19 protein-coding genes and 1 pseudogene are annotated in these 21,261 nt (G+C 36.3%); 10 read left to right on the forward strand and 10 right to left on the reverse strand.

The genetic code is table 11. The features are described 5' to 3' along the window. Positions 1-79: 79 nt before the first annotated feature. Positions 80-490, forward strand: a complete 411-nt coding sequence (locus ACODR7_RS00195; protein WP_002980498.1) for an LNS2 domain-containing protein — start codon at positions 80-82, stop codon at positions 488-490. Positions 491-576: 86 nt separating this feature from the next. Continuing rightward, positions 577-1,536, forward strand: coding sequence for a D-2-hydroxyacid dehydrogenase (locus tag ACODR7_RS00200; RefSeq protein ID WP_488836291.1), 960 nt, complete (start codon positions 577-579; stop codon positions 1,534-1,536). Positions 1,537-1,613: 77 nt separating this feature from the next. Here the strand turns inward: ACODR7_RS00200 and mscL are convergent, their stop codons facing one another. Further along, complete coding sequence (mscL, locus tag ACODR7_RS00205; RefSeq protein WP_488836293.1) at positions 1,614-1,991, reverse strand: large conductance mechanosensitive channel protein MscL; 378 nt, start codon at positions 1,989-1,991, stop codon at positions 1,614-1,616. Positions 1,992-2,238: 247 nt separating this feature from the next. On the opposite strand from mscL, the gene ACODR7_RS00210 reads away from it, so the two are divergent. After that, positions 2,239-3,756 carry an NAD(P)H-hydrate dehydratase gene (locus ACODR7_RS00210; protein ID WP_488836295.1) on the forward strand — a complete coding sequence of 506 codons (1,518 nt, stop codon included), beginning with the start codon at positions 2,239-2,241 and terminating at the stop codon, positions 3,754-3,756. A gap of 71 nt (positions 3,757-3,827) precedes the next feature. Here the strand turns inward: ACODR7_RS00210 and lgt are convergent, their stop codons facing one another. Beyond that, the gene (lgt, locus tag ACODR7_RS00215; RefSeq protein WP_488836728.1) at positions 3,828-4,676 is read right to left on the reverse strand and encodes a prolipoprotein diacylglyceryl transferase; all 849 of its coding nucleotides are present in this window, start codon (positions 4,674-4,676) and stop codon (positions 3,828-3,830) included. A gap of 453 nt (positions 4,677-5,129) precedes the next feature. Next, positions 5,130-5,378, reverse strand: coding sequence for a membrane protein insertion efficiency factor YidD (yidD, locus tag ACODR7_RS00220; RefSeq protein ID WP_062670874.1), 249 nt, complete (start codon positions 5,376-5,378; stop codon positions 5,130-5,132). A gap of 100 nt (positions 5,379-5,478) precedes the next feature. On the opposite strand from yidD, the gene ACODR7_RS00225 reads away from it, so the two are divergent. Then, positions 5,479-6,756, forward strand: coding sequence for a replication-associated recombination protein A (locus ACODR7_RS00225; protein ID WP_488836297.1), 1,278 nt, complete (start codon positions 5,479-5,481; stop codon positions 6,754-6,756). A gap of 45 nt (positions 6,757-6,801) precedes the next feature. Here the strand turns inward: ACODR7_RS00225 and ACODR7_RS00230 are convergent, their stop codons facing one another. The 5 genes from ACODR7_RS00230 to ACODR7_RS00250 all read right to left on the reverse strand — a co-directional run bounded on the left by ACODR7_RS00230 (position 6,802) and on the right by ACODR7_RS00250 (position 12,200). Continuing rightward, entirely contained in the window at positions 6,802-7,239 is a 438-nt protein-coding gene (locus ACODR7_RS00230) for a hypothetical protein (RefSeq protein WP_488836299.1), read from the reverse strand. 116 nt (positions 7,240-7,355) lie between these two features. Then, positions 7,356-9,590, reverse strand: coding sequence for a DUF2339 domain-containing protein (locus ACODR7_RS00235; RefSeq protein ID WP_488836301.1), 2,235 nt, complete (start codon positions 9,588-9,590; stop codon positions 7,356-7,358). Positions 9,591-9,701: 111 nt separating this feature from the next. Next, the gene (locus ACODR7_RS00240; RefSeq protein ID WP_488836303.1) at positions 9,702-10,412 is read right to left on the reverse strand and encodes a hypothetical protein; all 711 of its coding nucleotides are present in this window, start codon (positions 10,410-10,412) and stop codon (positions 9,702-9,704) included. Between the two features lie 383 nt (positions 10,413-10,795). Continuing rightward, on the reverse strand, positions 10,796-11,644 hold the full coding sequence (gene pheA, locus ACODR7_RS00245; RefSeq protein WP_488836305.1) for a prephenate dehydratase: 849 nt from the start codon (positions 11,642-11,644) through the stop codon (positions 10,796-10,798). A 142-nt stretch (positions 11,645-11,786) separates the two neighbouring features. Further along, the gene (locus tag ACODR7_RS00250) at positions 11,787-12,200 is read right to left on the reverse strand and encodes an acyl-CoA thioesterase (RefSeq protein WP_488836730.1); all 414 of its coding nucleotides are present in this window, start codon (positions 12,198-12,200) and stop codon (positions 11,787-11,789) included. Positions 12,201-12,336: 136 nt separating this feature from the next. Between ACODR7_RS00250 and dnaA the strand changes: the two genes are divergently transcribed. The 4 genes from dnaA to ACODR7_RS00270 all read left to right on the forward strand — a co-directional run bounded on the left by dnaA (position 12,337) and on the right by ACODR7_RS00270 (position 17,367). Continuing rightward, positions 12,337-13,791, forward strand: coding sequence for a chromosomal replication initiator protein DnaA (gene dnaA, locus ACODR7_RS00255; protein ID WP_076594230.1), 1,455 nt, complete (start codon positions 12,337-12,339; stop codon positions 13,789-13,791). Between the two features lie 101 nt (positions 13,792-13,892). Beyond that, on the forward strand, positions 13,893-14,342 hold the full coding sequence (locus tag ACODR7_RS00260) for a low molecular weight protein-tyrosine-phosphatase (protein WP_488836307.1): 450 nt from the start codon (positions 13,893-13,895) through the stop codon (positions 14,340-14,342). A 63-nt stretch (positions 14,343-14,405) separates the two neighbouring features. Beyond that, a complete protein-coding gene (locus ACODR7_RS00265) occupies positions 14,406-15,104 on the forward strand; it encodes an SAM-dependent methyltransferase (protein ID WP_488836309.1) in 699 nt (232 codons plus the stop codon). 460 nt (positions 15,105-15,564) lie between these two features. After that, the gene (locus tag ACODR7_RS00270) at positions 15,565-17,367 is read left to right on the forward strand and encodes a lytic polysaccharide monooxygenase (protein ID WP_488836310.1); all 1,803 of its coding nucleotides are present in this window, start codon (positions 15,565-15,567) and stop codon (positions 17,365-17,367) included. Positions 17,368-17,666: 299 nt separating this feature from the next. Here the strand turns inward: ACODR7_RS00270 and ACODR7_RS00275 are convergent. Then, positions 17,667-18,553 (reverse strand): annotated as a pseudogene (locus ACODR7_RS00275) (DUF4349 domain-containing protein). Positions 18,554-18,719: 166 nt separating this feature from the next. Here ACODR7_RS00275 and ACODR7_RS00280 point away from each other — a divergent pair. After that, positions 18,720-19,787, forward strand: a complete 1,068-nt coding sequence (locus ACODR7_RS00280; protein ID WP_488836312.1) for a DUF2891 domain-containing protein — start codon at positions 18,720-18,722, stop codon at positions 19,785-19,787. On the opposite strand, the gene ACODR7_RS00285 is transcribed toward ACODR7_RS00280, so the two are convergent. Further along, entirely contained in the window at positions 19,784-20,257 is a 474-nt protein-coding gene (locus tag ACODR7_RS00285) for an Mpo1 family 2-hydroxy fatty acid dioxygenase (RefSeq protein WP_488836314.1), read from the reverse strand. The genes ACODR7_RS00280 and ACODR7_RS00285 overlap by 4 nt on opposite strands. Before the next feature lie 74 nt (positions 20,258-20,331). Between ACODR7_RS00285 and ACODR7_RS00290 the strand changes: the two genes are divergently transcribed. Continuing rightward, complete coding sequence (locus tag ACODR7_RS00290; RefSeq protein ID WP_488836316.1) at positions 20,332-21,177, forward strand: helix-turn-helix domain-containing protein; 846 nt, start codon at positions 20,332-20,334, stop codon at positions 21,175-21,177. The last annotated feature ends 84 nt before the right edge of the window (positions 21,178-21,261 follow it).

Raw genomic sequence — 21,261 nt, forward strand, 5'->3', positions numbered from 1 at the left:
TAGTAAAATTTTAACTTAAACTAAGATTAACATGCCTGATAATTGTAAAAACGCTAACTTTGTTACTTAATATTTAGTAATGGAATTAGAATACATTGAACACATTAGTCCTATTCTAAAGGATGGAATAAAAAATTACTTAATAGATATCGACGGAACCATTACTGATGACGTTCCCAATGAAGAGCCGGAAAGAATGGTTACCTGCGAACCATATCCTGACGCTCTGGAAACGATCAACAGATGGTATGACGAAGGACATCAAATTTGCTTTTTTACTTCAAGAACCGAAAATCTGAAACAAATTACAATCGACTGGCTGGATAAGCATGGCTTCAAATACCATAGCGTGCTTTGCGGAAAACCAAGAGGAGGAAATTATCACTGGATAGACAACCACCTGGTAAGAGCTACACGATACAAAGGAAGATTTACGGATTTGGTAGAAAAACAAGTAACCATTGAAGTATTCAAAGAAGACGGAGAATAAAAATATAATTCAAAGATTTAAAGATTAAATGCGAACCTGTTCCTTTAATTTTTAAATCTTTCATTTTTTAATATACTTGATATTTTATGAAAGTTTTAGCAAACGACGGCCTGGATCAATCTGGAATAGATGCATTGACAGAAAAAGGCTTTGAAGTGATCACTACAAAAGTTCCACAGGAGTTTTTAGTAGATTATATTAATGAGCACAAAATCCGCACATTATTGGTAAGAAGTGCTACACAGGTAAGAAAAGATATTATTGACGGATGTCCGTCCATCGACATTATTGGGAGAGGAGGTGTTGGTATGGATAATATTGACGTAGATTATGCAAGAGAAAAAGGAATCCATGTGATCAATACCCCTTCAGCTTCTTCGGAATCTGTGGCGGAGCTTGTTTTCGCCCATTTGTTTTCCGGGGCAAGATTTCTTCAGGATTCGAACAGAAGAATGCCTGTTGCAGGGGATACTGAATTTGCAGGTCTTAAAAAAGCATATGCTGCAGGTATCGAATTGAGAGGAAAAACCATTGGAATTGTAGGAATGGGAAGGATTGGCCAGGAAGTGGCAAGAATTGCTTTAGGACTTGGGATGAGAGTGGTTGCCGCTGATAATAATGTCGGAAGAGCAAGTATCAAAGTGAAATTTTACAACAATCAGTTCATCAATGTTGATATAGAAACAGAGCCGTTACAGGATGTTTTAAAACATTCAGATTTCATTACTTTACACGTTCCTGCACAGAAGGACGGTTACATGATTGGAAAGAATGAATTTGAAATCATGAAAGACGGAGTGGCTATTGTAAACTGTTCAAGAGGTGGAGTTATCGATGAAGCGGCTTTAATTGAGGCTTTGGACTCAGGTAAAGTAAGATTTGCCGGATTAGATGTTTTCATTAATGAGCCAACACCATCCAAAGAAATTCTTACTCATTCTAAAATCTCTCTTACCCCGCACACAGGAGCCTCTACTCTTGAAGCACAGGATAGAATAGGGCTTTCCCTTGCAGAGCAGATTTCAAGTATCTTACAGATTCAATAATTTGAAATGGATCATAAATAAAAGCACCTCGGTCTACTAACCGAGGTGCTTTTTTATTTTAAACTGTTGTTTGCAGACTAGATATTTTTGCTTTTCAGCAAATCTCTGATCTCCATCAGTAATTTTTGATCTTCTGTAGGTCCGGCAGGAGCTGCAGCCTCTTTTTTGTTTACTTTATTGGCGAATTTAATGATCCAGAAAAGAACCATCGCAATACAAAGGAAACTGATTACTGCGGAAATAAAATTTCCGTAAGCAACACCATTCCATGAAAGTTTTGAAATGTTTTCTGCACCGGCTGCTTTTAATGCCGGGTTGAGTATCAGAGGAGTGATTACATCTTCCACTAAAGAGGAAACAATTTTACCAAATGCTGCCCCAATGATCACACCGACAGCAAGATCGAGAACATTACCCTTAAAGGCAAACTCTTTAAATTCTTTTACAAATCCCATAATTTATATTTTTTTAATTAGCATAAACACAAAAATATAATTAAAAAATGTAAAAAACACTACGTTTTTATAGTTTTTTGTTCCCAAAACATTGAATTTTATGCAGAATTTCTATCATCTGTTTTTAATGAATATGTCAATATTATATCAATACATTATTTCATTAATGATGACTTTTTATTTTTATTAATGACGTGATATCATAATAAAAAATCTTTTGTAATTTGCTTAAAAGTTTGTTTTACCTATGAAAATTTTCACCGCAGAACAGATACGCAGCTGGGATCAGTTTACCATCTCCCATGAGCCTGTTTCTTCTATTCAATTAATGGAAAGAGCTTCAATGGCTGCAGCTCATTGGATTTCGGAGCACTGTAAAAACCATAAGAGACTGGCTGTATTCTGTGGTAACGGAAATAACGGAGGTGATGGCCTGGCTGTCGCAAGAATACTTTATCTGAAAGGTTTTGATGTGGATGTATTTGTAGGTGATTCCAAAAGGAAATTTTCAGAAGATGCTTCTGTAAATCTGAAAAGACTTCGCGATTTGTCGGGAATTTCGGTCAGAAAATTGAGTCCGGGTGAACACAATAATTTCGATGAGAAAACAATTATTGTAGATGCTCTTTTTGGAACAGGATTATCCAGACCATTGGAAGGAGATTATAAAAAGCTTGTTGAACAATTGAATAATAAAAAAAATAGTAAAATATCCATCGATATCCCTTCAGGATTGTCTGCAGATGGAATATTTGATGATAGTTCTGTTATTCTGAAAGCTGATTATACGCTGACTTTCCAATGTTGGAAAAGAACCTTTCTTCATCCTGAAACCGGAAAATATACAGGAAAAGTAGTACTGCTGGATATTGATTTAAGTAAAACATACGCAGAAACAACCGTTTCTGATTACTCTGTAATTGATGATCAGCTGATTGGTTCGATATTCATTCCGAGACAGGAATTTTCTCATAAAAGCAGTTATGGTAAGGCAGCCATCATAGGAGGCAGCTACGGAAAAATAGGAGCAGCAGTGCTGGCAACACGATCAGCGTTGAAAACAGGGGCAGGGCTTACCTTTACACTCGCTCCGGAATGCGGATACAATATTTTGCAGACCTCATGTCCTGAAGCCATGTTTATACAAGGAGGGGAGCATTTTATCACAAATTTTGAGATGGACAAAGATGTTACCTGTGGTGCAGGCCCTGGATTAGGAACTCATTCCGGTACAGAGAAAAGCTTTTTGAGTTTTCTGAAAAACTATTCTCAGCCGTTGATTCTGGATGCAGATGCGTTGAATATTATTTCAAAAGATCAGAAGAATTTGAAACTGATTCCCAAGAAATCAATCATAACCCCTCATCCGAAAGAGTTTGAGAGACTTTTCGGAAATACAGACAATTCTTTTAAAAGACTTGAACTGGCAAGGAAAAAGACAAAAGAGCTTGATCTTTATATTGTTCTCAAAGACCACCATACCCAGGTTGTTACTCCGGAGGGAAAAGTATTCTATAATATAACCGGAAATGCAGGTCTTGCGAAAGGAGGAAGCGGAGATATTCTTACCGGAATTCTTACTTCTCTTCTGGCTCAGAAATATTCTGAAGAGGAAACCTGTATTCTGGGAGTATGGCTGCATGGCAGAGCTGCCGATATTGCTTCAGAAAAACATTCAAAAGAATCGATGCTGCCCACTGATGTCATTGATGCCTTTGGATCTGTTTTTGAAGAACTGAACAGGAAAGCAGAGAGAAATCTGTAAGTAAACAGCTAATAAAAAAGGCAAATCTGTATTTCTACAAATTTGCCTTTTATTTTTTCAGCTTAAGCCATTTATTCCGGTTTCTCGTTTTCTGCCTGAGTGATCTTAAATTTCTTGGAAACGATCATGATGACAACACCTGCAATCATAAAAGGAATGGAAAGAACCTGACCTGTATTCAGACCGCCAATCTGGATAAACTCATCTCCCTGCGGCTCTTTAAGGAACTCAACAAAGAACCTGATCGCCCAAAGAATGATGAAAAACAGACCGAATAACCATCCCTGCTGGTATTTTTTATCTGTTTTTCTGTACAATATCCATAGTAAAATGAAGAGAAGAACATATCCTGCCGCTTCAAATAACTGGCTTGGATAGCGGGGTACAGTAAGACCATACTCACTGCTTTGCTGCGGGAAAAGAAGAGCAAACGGAGAGTTGGGATCAGCTGGTTTACCAACAATTTCAGAGTTGAAAAAGTTCCCCATTCTTACAAATGCTCCTCCTAAAGCGACTACAATACCCAATCTGTCATATACCCAGAAAGGATTTTTCTTAATAATTTTAAATGAATAATACAGCGTAGTGAAAATCAAAGCAATGGTAGCTCCATGGCTCGCTAGTCCCGAAAATCCAGTAAATTTAAAACCGTTTTTTGTGCTTATCGGTAGGAATACACTCCAGAAATCTTCTTTAAATAATTCCGGCTGATAAAAGATAACATGTCCTAATCTTGCTCCCAGAATAGTCCCGATCAATGTCCATGTGAACAGAGGCTCCAGATATTTTTGATTCACATTATCAATCTTAAAGATTCTCATCATTAAAACATACCCGAAACCAAATGCAAAAACAAACATCAAACTATAAAAGTGAAGCGTAAATGATCCAATGTGAATACCTTTTGAAGGATCCCATATTTTAAAGGAAGTTTTAAGTTCTACTTTATCAGAATCTGTGATGGGTTTTACAGATTTTACTGCATATTTAAAAGTGGTGATGTTTTCTTTGGTAACACCAGTATCAATCAGTTTAAAATTTTTATCGAAAAACTGATATTTTGAATCCTTGTACTTTGCTAAAGTGGAAGCTCCATAATTATAATAAGCAGGTTCAAAACTAGATTCATTAAGGATGACAACAAAAGACTGGTTCTTATCTGATTCTCTGTCCGGAAAAGCCGTAAGGTCTCCCATCTCTGTAGTAGAATAGATTTTTACAGGAACATTGCTTCCGTTGATATCTAAAGTTCCGTCAGATAAACCCCCAGGGTATTCCTGTGCAAAAAGAAGCTGCGTTGTGAACGCAAACAGCACAAGATAAATTCTGAAAAAGATAGTATTCATTTTTCTATTGATTTAATAGTTTGATTATTAACATTTATGTTTGGGTGGAACAGGATCATAACCGCTTCCTCCCCAAGGATGGCATCTTAAAATTCTTTTAAATCCCAGCCAGAAACCTTTAAAAACACCATGTACCTGAAGAGACTCAATCATATAATGAGAACAGGTAGGTTCGTAACGGCAGTTTTTAGGAAGTAAGGGCGAGATGAACCATTGGTAAAATTTGATCAAAATTACCAGCGGAAATGTAATGATTTTATTGAATGTAAGTTTCAAAACAATGCAAAAATAGGGTAAAAAAATGAAAATTAGTTTAAATTTGTTATAAGTTTCGGAGATCAGAAATCCGGACATTGATCTTAAAAAAAGAATTACTTTGAATCAAAATATTCCATTAGCTGAAAAATTAAGACCTAAAACCCTGAATGATGTGTTGGGGCAGGAACACCTTACCGGCGATAAAGGAACAATCAGAAAAATGATTGAAAATAATGCCTTGAATTCGTTGATTTTATGGGGACCTCCGGGAACAGGAAAAACTACGCTGGCTGAAATTATCTCAGAACAGTCGGGGAGAAAGTTTTATAAACTTTCGGCAGTTTCTTCCGGGGTAAAAGACGTAAGGGATGTAATTGAAGATGCCAAAAAACAGAATCTGTTCTCTGGGAAGTCACCTATCTTATTTATTGATGAGATTCACCGGTTTAATAAGTCGCAGCAGGATTCATTATTACATGCAGTAGAGAAAGGATGGATTGTTTTGATTGGAGCAACTACCGAGAATCCAAGTTTTGAGGTGGTCTCGGCACTCCTATCAAGAAGTCAGGTTTATATTTTAAAGGCTTTGAGCTATGAAAAGCTGGAGGAATTAATTGATATCGCTTCGGAAAGATACAATAAAGATGAAGGAACGGATTTTAAAATCCTTGAAAAAGAAGCTTTTATTCAATATTCAGGTGGTGACGCCAGAAAACTGATCAATTCTGTAGAACTGGTTTTGAATCAATATAAAAATTCGGGTACAACGGAAATTATTAATTCTGATGTACTGGAAGTTCTTCAGGAGACAATGGCTCTTTATGATAAGAACGGAGAGCAGCATTATGATATCATTTCAGCCTTTATCAAATCTATGCGTGGAGGTGATCCGAACGGAGCGGTGTATTGGCTGGCCAGAATGATTGCCGGAGGAGAAGATATTAAGTTTATTGCAAGGAGAATGCTTATTTTGGCAGCTGAAGATGTGGGTTTGGCTAATCCCAATGCTTTGGTGGTTGCCAACAACTGTTTTCAGGCGATTAATGTAATCGGGAATCCTGAAGCAAGGATTATATTAAGTGAAACAGCGGTGTATCTTGCGGTTTCACCTAAAAGTAATTCTGCATATATGGCTATCAATGAAGCTTTAGCTTTGGTAAAACAGACAGGAAATCTGCCAGTGCCGCTTCATTTGAGAAATGCGCCTACTAAACTAATGAAAGATCTGGATTATGGAAAAGAATATAAATATGCCCATTCCTACGAAGGAAACTTTGTAGAACAGGATTTTCTTCCGGAAGAAATAAGAAATGTCAAGCTGTACGAACCGGGAAATAATGCTACGGAGAAGAAAATCTATGAGGAACTCAAGAAAAAATGGAACAATAAATATTAAAATAAAAAGGATGCTGTTTTTAGCATCCTTTTTTATAGTATTCAATTATTCGGTAGTATAAATAAATAATGTTTTCTTACCGTTGTAATCTTTTGTTTCTGTCCTTTTTTTGATTTCAGGATAGATCATAGTGTTGGTATCCGTAAATTCATATCCTTCAATAAATACCGGATTGTCTGCCGGAATATTGTATTGTGCATTGATGGACGATAATGGCATTCTGTCCAGTATATTTTCTCCGTTTTTGAACTTATATTCGGTAACTCCTTTTGTAAAAACAGAACCATATTTTTTTAAACTTTGGGGAAAGCTTGAGGGAGTATTGTATACTTTTAAAACCTGTAATGCGTTCTTTTTTGTATTGAATAATTCTACTGTACCAATGGCGTTATCTGCCACTGCGAATTTCACAGCAGGATTTTTTTGCTGGGCCAATAGAGTAGCAGAGGACAGGAGTAAAAAAGAATAGAGTAATTTTTTCATAATCGGAATATGTAACTGTTAAAAACGTGATAAATATAGTTATTTTTTATAAAATTTGAATAAAATATTGAATTGTTTTAAATATTATTTAGGAATAAAAACTTTTACCCTGATTGTTAGTCTTTGCTTTCTTCCTTTTTATCTTTTTTATCCACCATATTTCTGATCATGTTTTTCAGGCGCTGAAAAGTGAAAGAGCTTAGTAATAAAATAATTCCGAGAACAATAAAGGCGCTGATTCTTGAAATATTATCCATCTGCCACACATCGTAACCATAAAGTTTTAATACCATCAGGCCTACCAATGCAAAGCCAATCTTGTTATATTCCTGAATATTCTTTTTCAAGCCGGTATAAATAAAGATGCTGGCAAGAATTGTCCATATAATAGGAAGATAAAGAATATTGAAATGTTCACTTGCTTTGTAAGAATGAGGAAGGTCATTGGAGGTCATTAAAATATAAGCATGATGAAGTTCGCAACTTACAGAGATAATGAGTGCTAAAGATAGCATCCAGTAAGAAACCTGTTGTTTGTGGAATGCTGAAGAAGGAATAATCCTGTACCATACATATATAAAAGGAATCCATTGAAGCAGATGAAGAAAATAAAAACTTAAATGGAGTGTCTTTGTTAAGATAGCCGTCACAACGGGAAGCGTAGAAACAGAGGTGTTTATTACAATCAGGAAAAAAAACAGATACATCAGTATATTTTGGATGTCGTTTCTGATGTTCAGTAGTTTTCTGAAAAGCAATAAAACAAAAATATAATAAATACTGAATAAAAGTCCTGTGCTGGTAACGGCTGACCAGGGCATTTCTGAAACATGATACGTAATCTCAAGAAGAAAAGTAATGTAGATAACCCCATAGCTAATTACCGTAATAAGATCTTCAAAAAAGTTACTGTCTTTTCCATTGGACTCTTTGGAGAAGTTCCTTAATAAATACAAATTAATTATTATGGAAACAATGGTAAACGAACTGGTGATAAACGGAGGATTAAATATGATATTGAGGTCTTTTGTTCCAAAATAATCAGTCCAGGTTACAAGCTGGGCGATCATCACTAATGGAAACAGGATGTAAAAGAAAATTTTGAAAATCTTCTGACTAGTTTTTTTCCAGATAAAAAGAAGCAGAGTAGTTTCTATTGCCCAAATGCTGGTAATGAGGTGGGTTTTAAACTGAATAGCAACTGCAATTGTAATAAGACTGGTAACAAGCCCTGCGAATACAGAATAGGCAACTCCGGAATCTTTCCGTTTATATTCTCTAAACAGCAGAACAGAGTTGACAGCAGTAAAGATAAGAGGGAAAATAATAGGAGGTTCGTATTTTAATGTATCAAAAATATAAAGCAGCCCCAGAATACTTGAAAAATTGGCGAGAGCAAGTATTAAAATATCTGAGGGGGAAAGTATATTTCTTTTGAAATAGTCATGCAGGGCAAAAATGTAGAAAATCGCATAACTGATCAGATAAAAAGTAATGCTTAAAAGTTCAGGGCTTTCATGAGTCCAGGATAGAAGATAACCTGTGGTAAAGATATAAGCTGTCCATCCCACGCTTTTCCGGTGCTGCAGAAAAGAGGCTGCCAGCATTCCCGTATTTAAAAGAGTAATATAAATAAAAAGGAAAAGATAGTTACTTTGTCCTGTGCTTATCATGAGAGGAGCTGCAAAACCTCCTATGAGCGAAAAGATAATCAGTACTTCACTTTTATAATAATAGGATAGAATGATAGAGGCTGCGGTAATCAGTGCCGTGATGATAAATGCCGTATTCTGGGTAAACAGATGGTATTCACGGAAGGCAATGGTGGCTGTGAAATACAGAACAGCAACACCGCCTCCTGTAATGATGGAAGAAAAGGCCTGGTAATTTTTTCTGAGAAAATGGCCGGTTATGATAATTCCTGCCCCGGTACAAAAACCAATTCCTGCTCTTGCTGCTTCACCAATCCAGTTTTTATCAATAGCATATTTTACAAAATAACCGATTCCGAGAACAAGTGTGAAAATACCAATAATGGTAAGTGCATTTTGTTTTAAAAAATCAAAAACAGGAGTGAGCCGGTCTTTTTGACCTGTTGTTGGAAGTTTTTCACTTTCTTCACCGTGTTTTATGTTTTCATAATGAACCTGTTGAGGCTTTCCTTGTTGTGGGATAAATGTCTCTTCCGTTGAAGTTTTCTTAGCGATTGCTTCAGTCTGAGCCGGAGGGATATTGTTGATTTTATGATTAAGATCTGAAATCTCCTTCTCCAATTTTCTGATTTTGGTATTCAGATTATTGAAAATAATGAAGATAATTATAAAGATGATGACCGCAACAAATTCATTCATTTCATTAGTTTTATCAAATATAAAGAAATGTTTTGTATGCTATTTAAAAAATTAACCCATCGTGGTATAAACGATGGGCTAAATGGTATAGATAACTAACAATATGTTTTACTAGTTTGATACTTTATAAATGTAGAAGGATGCGATACTGGATCCTAATAATCCTGCAGTAATAACACCGGAATCTACAAGTCCAAAAGATACTTTGTCACCTGCTTGAAATGAATACAAAGAATTAATACTGGAATCGGAAAGTGTTAAGTTAACTGCTAATGCAAGATTAACACCGCTGAACGGACGTGTGTCTATAAGAGTTGTTATTCCAGATCTGGTTCTTGCAATTGCGATACCAGGAGCTCCTGATAATAAAGAAGCTTGTAATCCTGTTCCATATCTGAATGCGAACCCGACAGCATATACTCCAGTGGATGGAATATTATAAGAACCGTCAGCATTGGTAAACAAAGCAGCACTTCCTATAGTTCTATCAGTTTGTACAAAGCTTACAGGTTGAAAATCAGAAGGTAAAACTCCTAGATTCAAAAGCGTTATACCTGTTGTTTTTTTTGCAGAATATACGGACGTGTTGATTCCTGCAGCTGCAATTAACATGGGTGGATCTATTGAGAATACCTGAGTGGTTCCCTGGTTAACAGCTAAAATCTGATATCCGGGTAGTGCTGTGGCGGCTGGGATATCACGAACTTTCATAGTTCCATTAACATCTAGAGTTGCAGATGGGTTGGCTGTATTGATACCCACCTGTGAGAATAATGGTAACGCTGCACATGCTAACATTAAGCTGTAAAGGTTAGTTTTCATGATCAAGATTTTTAAATTAGTTGCTAAGCAAATATACAATAAAAATTACACTCAATGTTGTGATATTTGTAATTTTTACATTAATATAGTGCAATATTTTTAAACATATGTTTATATTTTGATTAATATTTCTGTATAATTTGATTACGACTTATTATATTTGTTTTCTAAATAATTAACTGTTTGTCAGTGTTTTAACAAAATATAATTCTCTCTGTTGTGTGGGTTATTTTTTTTAGTCAGACAGAATGTACTGTTTGTGAAATAATTTATTATAAAAGTTTTTTGAATTTTATTTCTTTTGTTTAGTATGAATGAAAAAACACTGCTGTTAAGGCAGTGCTTTTTATGGATTTATGGATTTATGGATTTATGGATTTTTTCTAGCTTTCAAGAAGAAATTCCTTATAGTTTCCAAGGAAATCTACATTGGCATTGATAGATTCAAGTTCTTTTAAGGCGTTTTCATGTAAGACTTTTTTCCATGGCCCTTGAACATTGATGAAGAAGAAGTAATTTCCCAGTCCTGTTTTTAATGTTCTGGATTCAATCTTACTGAGATTCATCTTTCTCCATGCAAAAACTGATAAAACCTGATGTAATCCACCGGGATGATCTTCCGGAAGAGTAATCAGCATTCCTGATTTTTCACCCAGTGTTTCCAATTTTTCATTTTGGTATTTATTCTGCTCCTTAGAAATGATAATAAATCGGGTATGGTTCTGTTCAAAATCCTGAATATTTCGGTTTATGATTTTCAAACCATATAAATTGGCTGCAAACTGATTGGCTACTGCCGCAATTGGAGTTTCGGGATTCTCAGAAACAAATTTTGCCGCCGCTGCCGTGGAGGAAAAGTCCTGTTTTGGAATTTCTTTATAATGAGTGTCCAGAAAATGAAAACTCTGTGCGAGAGCCTGTGGGTGAGAATATATTCTTTCCATATGCTCAACAGAATTTTCCGGATGAATCATCAGGTGATGGGCAATAGGCATTACGGCTTCTGCTTCTATCTTAATAGACGGAGTTTTATATAAATAATCCAGCGTCATAGAGACGGTTCCTTCAATAGAGTTTTCCAAAGGTACAACGGCCTTTACTGCTTCTCCGTTTTCAACAGCATTAAAACAATCCAGAATGCTGGCCTGTGGTAATATTTCGTCATCAGGGAAAAGCTGTGCTGCAGCAAGCTGGGTAAAACTGGCATGAGGTCCCAAAAATGCAATCTTCATAATATATTATATAAAGGAGGTTAAAATAAAGGTACAAAGGTGCGAATTAATTCATAAATAAGGTTCAAAGTATGTCTAAAGTTTACTGGGATACGCGATGTGGCTTATCCAGAACTTTAAACCCTCGAATCTCTAAAGCCTGCTACTTTTCTTTCCAGTTCTTCTCAATCAGTTCCATCAGAAAATCCGGACACTTGATGATTTTGTTGGTTTTTGCATCTAAGAAGAATAGAGTAGTGGAAGCTTCAGTGATTTTAATATGTTCTTCATTGTAAATTTCATATTCAAATTCAAATTTCACCCCAGGAATTTTTTTTACATAAGTATGAATTTCTAATTTTTGATCGTACAAAGCAGGTCGGATATATTTAATTTTGTAGTCCGAAACAGGCAGCCAAATTCCTTGGTTTTCAATTTCATCGTATGAAATTCCTATGCTTCTGAAGAGCTCAACTCTCGCTACTTCGAAGTACGTTGCGTAATTGCCATAGTATACATATTTCATCGGGTCTGTCTCTGCGTAACGTACTCGTATTGAGTGTGTTGTGTGTATCATTTTAGATGTTAAATTATACATACAAATATATTTTTAAATAATCAATACCTGCAATATTTTTTTTTGAAAAGAAAATATTGGACCTTTGTCTTCCTTCTAAACACAGTACAAACAAAGAATAATCGGGGCTTAAAAAATGGATGACAATTTAATGATGATATGGCAGAAATGCCTTCAGTTTATGCGCGATAACCTGAACGCTGCTGAAGACAATTCTGACCTTAAAAAACTTGAAAAATCTTTCGATATGCTATTCGATAAGGTTCAGCCGCTTTCACTGGTGGCCAACAACCTTACGTTGATCGTGCCGAGCGATTTTTACAAGGAATATATAGAGGACAATTACCTGTCCTTACTTTCTGCTGCCCTGAAGAAAAATATTGGAAAAGGAGTGAAATTATGGTATTCTGTGATGGAAAACAGACCAAAAGGTGAAGAAAAACCTGTTACCATGAACATCAAAGGACAAAGCGTTCCTACTCCAAAAACACAGGAAACTATGCCACAAGGATTCTCTGCTAATATTGTAAATCCGTTTGTAGTTCCTGGAATTAGAAAAGTAAATATAGATTCTAACCTGAAGCCTGACTATTCATTTGATAGTTATGTGGAAGGAGAAAGCAATAAATTTGCAGCCACTGTAGCCAGATCCATTGCAAAAAGACCTGGAGCAACAGCTTTTAACCCATTATTCTTATATGGAGGTTACGGAGTTGGAAAAACCCACCTTGGACAGGCTGTTGGACTTGAAGTAAAAAATCAGTTTCCAGATAAAGTAGTTCTTTATCTGTCTTCTGAAAAATTTATCCAGCAGTTTATCTCTGCTGCTAAAGCTCATAAACAGACTGAATTTGCGAACTTCTATCAAATGGTAGATGTGCTGATTATTGATGATATTCAGTTCCTGTCTGGAAAATCTGCTACTCAGGATAGTTTCTTCCATATTTTTGATCACCTGCATCAGAATGGAAAACAGATTATCCTTACCTCAGATAAAGCGCCTGCAGATATTATGGATATTCAGGACAGAATTGTTTCCCGTTTCAAATGGGGACTTTCTGCAGAAATAAAATCTCCTGATTTATCCACAAGAAGACAAATTATCGAGGATAAGCTAAGTAGGGATGGAATCGTTCTTCCCGATGATATGCTTGACTTCCTTGCTGTTGAAACGAAAACCAATGTAAGAGAGCTTATCGGGGTTATTAACTCTGTGATCGCTTACTCTACTGTATACAAGAGAGATCTTAGTCTTGAGTTGCTTAAGGAAACCATCAACAGAATTGCGGCTAACCAGAAAAAGGTGATCAATATTCCTTACATTCAGGAAGTGGTTTGTGATTATTTTGGAATCAAAAAAGAGCAGCTGCTTTCAAAAACAAGAAAAAGAGAGATCGCATTACCAAGACAGCTTGCCATGTACTTCTCCAAAGAATTCACCAATTCTACATTTACTAAAATCGGTGAAGAAATGGGAGGAAAAGATCACTCAACAGTAATGTATGCTTGTGATACCATCAAAGACGTTTCGAAAATTGATAAAGAAATCAAGAAATACGTAAAAGATCTTACTGAAAGAATCAAACAATAAGTAAGGGTGAGTTTACATAAATTAAAATGAAGGATAGTTGTATTCTTCATTTTTTATTTAGTTTTGTTATAACAAAAGACTCTTTTTAAATAAAACGGAACATGAAAATATTAATGGTTTGTCTGGGGAATATATGCAGAAGCCCATTGGCAGAAGGAATTATGAAAGCAAAACTGCCGGAGGATTATATGGTAGATTCAGCCGGAACCATTTCCTTGCACGAAGGTGAGCATCCGGACAAAAGAGCTGTTAAAACTGCCGCTAATCATGATATAGATATATCGCAGCAAAAATCAAGACCTATCACCAGGAAAGATTTTGAAACCTTTGATAAGATCTACTGTATGGATATTGATGTGTTGGATGATGTTGTTTCTAAAACCAAAAATGAAGAAGAACGTCAGAAAGTATCTTTGTTTTTAGAAGTACTGGGAGATCACAAAAATACTGAGGTTCCGGATCCTTATTGGGGAGATATGCAAGATTTTGAAGCGGTTTTCCAACTTTTGGATAAAGGATGTGAAGCTATCAAAAGCCAGCTGTCAAAATAATAAACATGAAAATGTAAAATATTTCCCTAAACATCACTCAACGAAAGAACTAAAAATAATACAATGCTTTTTTTACTCCCTGCTTATTTATCAGAAAACACTTCTATCAACCATTTTTCACCTGTTCTGAAGGATTATATCATGCAGACCGATTATTTCTTTGTAGAAAATGAAAAAACTGCCCGAAAGGTCGTTAAATTTTTTGCTCCGGAAAAAAAGCAGGCTGATCTGAAATTGTTTTTGTTGGATAAATACACGGAAAGCGCAGATATCAAGGAAGCTCAGGAGATGATGCTGAAAGGGCAGGACTTCGGACTGCTGTCAGAAGCAGGGTTGCCATGTATTGCAGACCCGGGAAATCTGATGGTGAAATGGTGTCATGAGAAAAATATCAGAGTGATTCCCATTTCAGGGCCTTCATCCATTATCCTTGCCTTGATCTCAAGTGGATTCAACGGGCAGGAATTTACTTTTCACGGCTATCTTCCTATTGATAAAGGGGAGAAAAAGAAACAGATCATGAACCTTGAAAGCCTTGTTCAAAAAACCGGATATTCGCAGATTTTCATGGAAACACCATACAGAAATAACCAGCTGTTGGAGGATTTATGTAAGTTTTTGTCACCCAATACAAAACTTTGTATCGCTGCCAATATCAACGATCCGGAACATGAGTTTATCAAAACAAAAACCATAAAAGACTGGCAGAAACAAAAGCCGGAACTTCATAAAATTCCCGCAGTATTTGTACTTGGGAAGTAGAATCTGCTCTTATAGCTTATAATAGATAGGCATTTTTTAGAAGACTAGAAAAAGGCTGTGATTATTGATCGCAGCCTTTGTTTTATTTAAAATGAGGTTTGAATGTTGTAAATATGCTTTCTAAACTTCTATTTTCTCTCCCTTTCAGCTATTCAATAGGAGTTTTAAATAATGATATTTCAATAATTAGTGATAAATATCATGGAGTTTATATGGTTTTATAATATAAAAATTTCTAATTTTATATCTAGATATAATGCATTATGGATTTGTATTTTTTAATAAAATAAATAATATTGATTATAATTTTTCTATTTCGTTTAATTTTTATTATACATATTATAATTTAATCATTTTTAATGATGTAAGTTAATTTCGTTTGCATTTATTGAATTACAGATCATTTAAATTCAGTTTTGCTTAAAAGCGATCAAACCAATCAACACCAAAATATTAAAATATGATGACACGTAAAATTTTTTTTCCGGTATTGCTGATGCTGGCTATGCTGGTACCATCTTTAATTCATCTGTCCGCACACGGATATGTACTGAGTCCTGCCTCAAGAGGATATCAGGGAAGCCTGGACAAGGCCACACTCGGTTATTCTGCAGCTTTTGGAATCTATGGATCTGTCATTAATGAACCGGGATCTTTGGAAGCTCCGAAAGGGTTTCCTGCGTTGGGCCCTGCCGACGGAAAGATTGCCTCCGCTAATGGAAGTATAGGAGGAGACACCACACTGGATATCCAGACTGCCGACAGATGGAAGAAAACAAATATCTCCACGGGTGTGAATGCCTTTATCTGGAAATACTCGGCGTATCATGCGACAGCGAAATGGCATTATTATATGACAAAGCAGGGCTGGAATCCCAATCAGCCGCTTTCCCGTCAGGATCTTGAACTTATAGGTACAGTTACGCATAATGGAACACCACCACAGGACAATGTTTCTCATCAGATTACCGTTCCTGCAAACCGTACAGGCTACCATATTATTTTAGCGGTCTGGGATGTAGCAGATACCACCAATGCATTCTATAATGTAATTGATGTGAACGTAACCTCCGGAACAGGAGTTTCTGCACCCGCTACTCCTACAGGATTAACACAAGTAGGAGTAACAAGCTCTTCGGCTAAAATAAGCTGGAATGCACAATCAGATGCAGTGTCCTATAACGTTTTCCGCAACGGACAAAATATTCAGCAGGTAAGTACACCTACTTTTCAGGATACAGGTTTAACTGCCAATACAGTTTATATATATGAAATACAGGCAAAAGGCTCTTCCGGACTTACTTCACCGAAAAGTTCACCACTCAATGTAAAGACAAACAGTGAAGGTATTCCTGAAAAACCTACAGCACCCTCAAACCTTCATTCAATGGGAGTTACCGAAAACTCCGTTTCCCTAATGTGGATGGCATCCACTCATACACAGGGAATTAAAAATTATCAGGTCTTTGAAAACGGAATCAAAGTAGGAGAGACTGTGCAAACAAGCTTTTTACGGACAGGATTATCACAAGACACAGAATATACCTATACCGTAAGATCTGTTGCAATGAACGATCAGCTTTCGGATGCGGGTAATGAATTAAAAGTCAGAACAAAAAAAGTTTTACCAGGGAATGGCCAATCCTATTGCGGAGCAGAGCAGTATAATGCTGCCAATGCTTATCCTACAGCCGGAACGAAAGTTTTTTACTCCTGTAAAATATGGAAAAATAAATGGTATGCAAATCCGGGAGAACTTCCGGGAGCGAATATGGTGTGGGAGGAAGTAAGTGTATGCACAGAAGGTCCTGGCTGTGAATCAGGCGGTCCGGTTGCGTATTGTGGTGCACAGGAATATAATCCGGCAAAAACGTATTCAACAGCAGGAACAAAAGTATTCAATGCCTGTAAAATCTGGGAAAACAAATGGTACGCGAATCCGGGAGAAGCGCCGGGAAGTAATGCTGTCTGGAAACTTGTAAGCGACTGCAGTGAAGGGCAGGGTTGTAAAACATCAGTTCTTGCCAGTAAAGAAAATGATTTTTCAATCATAGTATCTGAGCATTTGATCAATTTTGCACCGGAAAGCCTTTATGCTAAAATAAGCAGAGCAGATGTCATTACTCCTCAGGGAATTCAGATCATTAGCTTTATGAACCCGGGAAAAGAAAATATGAATATCAGCCGTCTTCAGCCTGGAATCTATTTTATAAAGATCCAGTATAAAGATGGAAGAAATATGACCAAAACCATCAGAAAATAGTAAAAAGAATAAACAAAAAGGTGGTCTCAAAAGTGTCATTCTGAATGAAATGAAATATAGTGAAGAATCTCATATTACAAATTGTGAATAAGATTCTTCCTTCGTCAGAATGGCAAAATGCAAATAGTTTGACTTTGCAAACATAGGAGACAATTTCTTTTTTCAAAAATATTTAACAGCCGTTAACAAGACTATTGCATTGTTATTGATTTTAAACAAACACTGGAAACGGAATAAGATGTTGATAATGCAGTGAAAATCCGGGCATCAAAGATGCCCGGATTTTTAATAAGTTAATTTTAATCTTTTTTCTTTGATTTCCACTTTCTCCAAATAAAAATAATAACAGGAATAAGCAAAAAGAACGGCCACATGGAAATGATTCCGAGCATAAAGCTTACAAAACTGTTCCAGCCTTCCGTTACCGAATCTACCAACCGGCTTCCAAAACCTATTTTTGAGGTTGCTGAACTTCTCACTTTTTCTTTATATAAATTTATATTCAGAGTGCTGTAATTCACACGGTCATCAATAAAACGAAGGCTACCTTCTGCCACATCAATCTCATCTTCCAGATCGCGTATGTTTTCCTGAATTTCAAGCATATCTTTTGTGGTAGCTGCCTTTTTAAGCAGGTCACGGTATTTTCCAGATATATCTTTTTATTGGCCAGCTTTATGGCTATATCGGTATATTCTTCTGTTACATCATTAGATGAAATATTTTTAGACAAAACAGTTCCTACACCATCCGAAAATGAATGGATCAGGGCATCAAAATTTTTATGAGGCACGCGGATAATCAGACTTAGATTATCATCCATATCCGTATTTTGAAACTCTTCTTTCTGGATGTAAGCATTGTTTTTCTTGATGATCTCATAGACCTGATTCTGTGTTTTTTTGATATCACCCACCTGAATCTTCATATCTCCGTTTTTGATGATTTTTTTAGTGATCGTATCTGTTTTCTTAGGGATATAAGTTTCTTTGTTTGTAACATTTTCATCAGATACTAACTTTTCGGAGACAGAAAGTGGTGGAGGTGGAGGTACCGCTGCAGGAGAAGGGGCTTTATCTTCGGTTAGAACTTCCATCAGGTCGGCTTTCACTTCCTGTTTTTCTGCACCTGATTTGCTGCAATTGATCAGGATAAGACATGATAATAGGAAAATAATTTTTTTCATGGTTAGTTAGTTTTTTATGGATATGATCAAAAAGTGTGCTCAAAAATGAACATTTGTAAAATGAATGAAAATTTAAAATGAAAGAATGTTAATACAAAATCAATAAATAGCTCTAAAATTGATCTGAAAATTGCTGAGACTGATAAATTATTTCTATTTTTAATTCATGAAAAAAAGTCTTTTAGCATTTGTGTTTTCTCCATTTCTTATGTATGCCCAGGAAGCTCCTAAACTTACAGACGATATGGCGATGAAATTATCCGACAAACCTCTTCACTGTATCAACCAGGAATATCCGAATAAAACGGCCCACATCATCAATAATGCAGGCGAAGTTCCTTTAACTCCAAAAGATCTTCACCCCAGTTTCTACGGATGTTTCGACTGGCATAGCTCTGTTCATGGACATTGGATGCTGACAAGGCTTTTGAAAACAAAACCCAATCTCTCTAATACCAAAGACATTGAAAAAATTCTTGACGAATCATTTCAGAAAGAGAAACTGCAAGCAGAAGCAGATTATTTTACAAAATATCAGCTGACGGGAACTTTTGAAAGAACCTATGGCTGGGCGTGGATCTTAAAGCTGGATGAAGAACTGACCAACTGGGACCATCCGAAAGCTACAATATGGCATCAAAACCTGAAACCGCTTACAGATCAGATCCTGAAGTCCTGGAAAACCTATCTTCCGAAGCAAACCTACCCCAACAGAACAGGAGTTCATCCTAATACGGCATTTGCCATGTCTTTTGCTATCGATTGGGCAAGAGCCAATAAAGATAAGGAGTTTGAAAATCAGCTGATGGAAAAAGCAAAATACTTTTTCTTAAAAGATCAGAAAACGCCTGCTTATCTGGAACCGGATGGATCTGATTTCTTTTCGCCAAGTCTTGAAATTGCAGATCTGATGAGAAGAGTTCTTCCTCAAAAAGAATTTGTACAGTGGCTGAATGCTTTCTACGAAAAAAGAAGTCTTGAAAATGTTGAAAAAATTCCGGTAGTGAGTGATCTGAGCGATTATCAGACCGTTCACCTTGTAGGATTATCTTTTTCCAAAGCATGGTGTATGAAAGGAATTTCCAATGCACTTCCTGCCAATCATCCTCTGAAAAAAGATTTCAGGAAAACAGCAGATGTATTTCTAAATAACGGATTGCCGCTGCTTTTCCAGGGAAATTACGGTGGAGATCACTGGCTGGCCAGTTTTGCTGTTTATGCGCTGGAAGATTAATATCTGATTCCTGCTTTTTTAAGAACAAAGCCTAACAGCCATATGGGTCCTATCAGAAGAAACTGCAGATCCTTAAGGAAAGTAGGCTTTTTTCCTTCAATTTTATGGCCTATAAACTGAAAAATCCATGTGATGATAAATACAGAAAGGTAAACCATCCATGATTGTTTTCCGAAACTAATATTGGTCAGATAGATGAAATGTTCCATCATAAGCATGATCACGATCATTATAATAGCGATCAATAAAGAAAGTCTTACATAGAACAGAGTGATCAGAATAATCACAATAAGGCTTATGATACTGGCACATCCGAGATAGGAAGCACAAAAATGAGGGGAGGGAATCAGGGAGACGAACCCCAGAATCGTCCAGAAAATTAAGGGCACACAAATCCAGTGAATGAACTTGTTAGTCGCGTTTCTATGGCTTTTACTGTATTCGGCAAATAATAGATCAACCTTTCTCATGCTGAAGGGAAATTGGATTCCTGCTAAAATAATAAAATTTTGTAATCACTGGTAAGATTGCTTACATTTGTCTTATGTCTGCCCTGGAAAAATTTGGCGTTGATATTTTTACCGAACATAATATTTTCGAGCGAATAGCTGTGGGTAAACCATTTCGTCCCGAAAATCCTGCTTTTATTTTTATTAAATCAGGAACTATAAAACTTCGCCAGCACTTCAGTGATCTGGAGGTTTCTGCCAATATGTTTATGGTAACCGATCCGCAAACCATTTACGAAGTGGTGGGAGTAACTGATGATTTTCAGTCGAGGATGGTTTCTTACAAAAGAGAATTTATTTCCGCTTTATCATTAAAATTTAACCGCCTGATTACATATCGCTATTTCAGACAGCAGATGAATAAAGGAGTTCCTTTTCCTGAGGACGAAATGGAGGTCGTATGGAAAAGTGTCAATTTTCTGAAATATATTCTGGATTCTGATACCGAAATGCTTTATAAAAAGGAAATGGTGGAGCACCTTTTCTCCGTTTTCTGCTATCAGATGGCGGGAATTATTTCCAAGGAAGATAACAGCTCTATGAACCAGATGTCCAGACAGGAAGAGATTGTATTCGTATTTCTTACCGACCTCGCAGAGCATCATCTTACCGAAAGAACCGTTGAGTTTTATGCCGAACGGCAGTCAATTACAACCAGACATCTTTCTTCTGTAGTAAAGACGATCACAGGAAAGTCTGCAAGCCAGATCATCGCCTTAATTGTGATCAACGAGGCGAAAGTGCTCCTAAACTCTTCCAATAAACCGGTTTCAGAGATTTCTTCTATTCTCGGATTCAGTGATCAATACTCATTTTCTCACTTTTTTAAGAAGCATCTGGAGGTAAGTCCTACACAGTACAGGCATCAGTTCGAAAATTAAAATCTTACATTTGAACATCTTTTTCCAAAAATCAAACATTTGATTGATTTTGTTGTTGATCTAACTTTGCATCTGTAAAACAAG

It is taken from the genome of Chryseobacterium sp. FG46, from assembly GCF_057809135.1.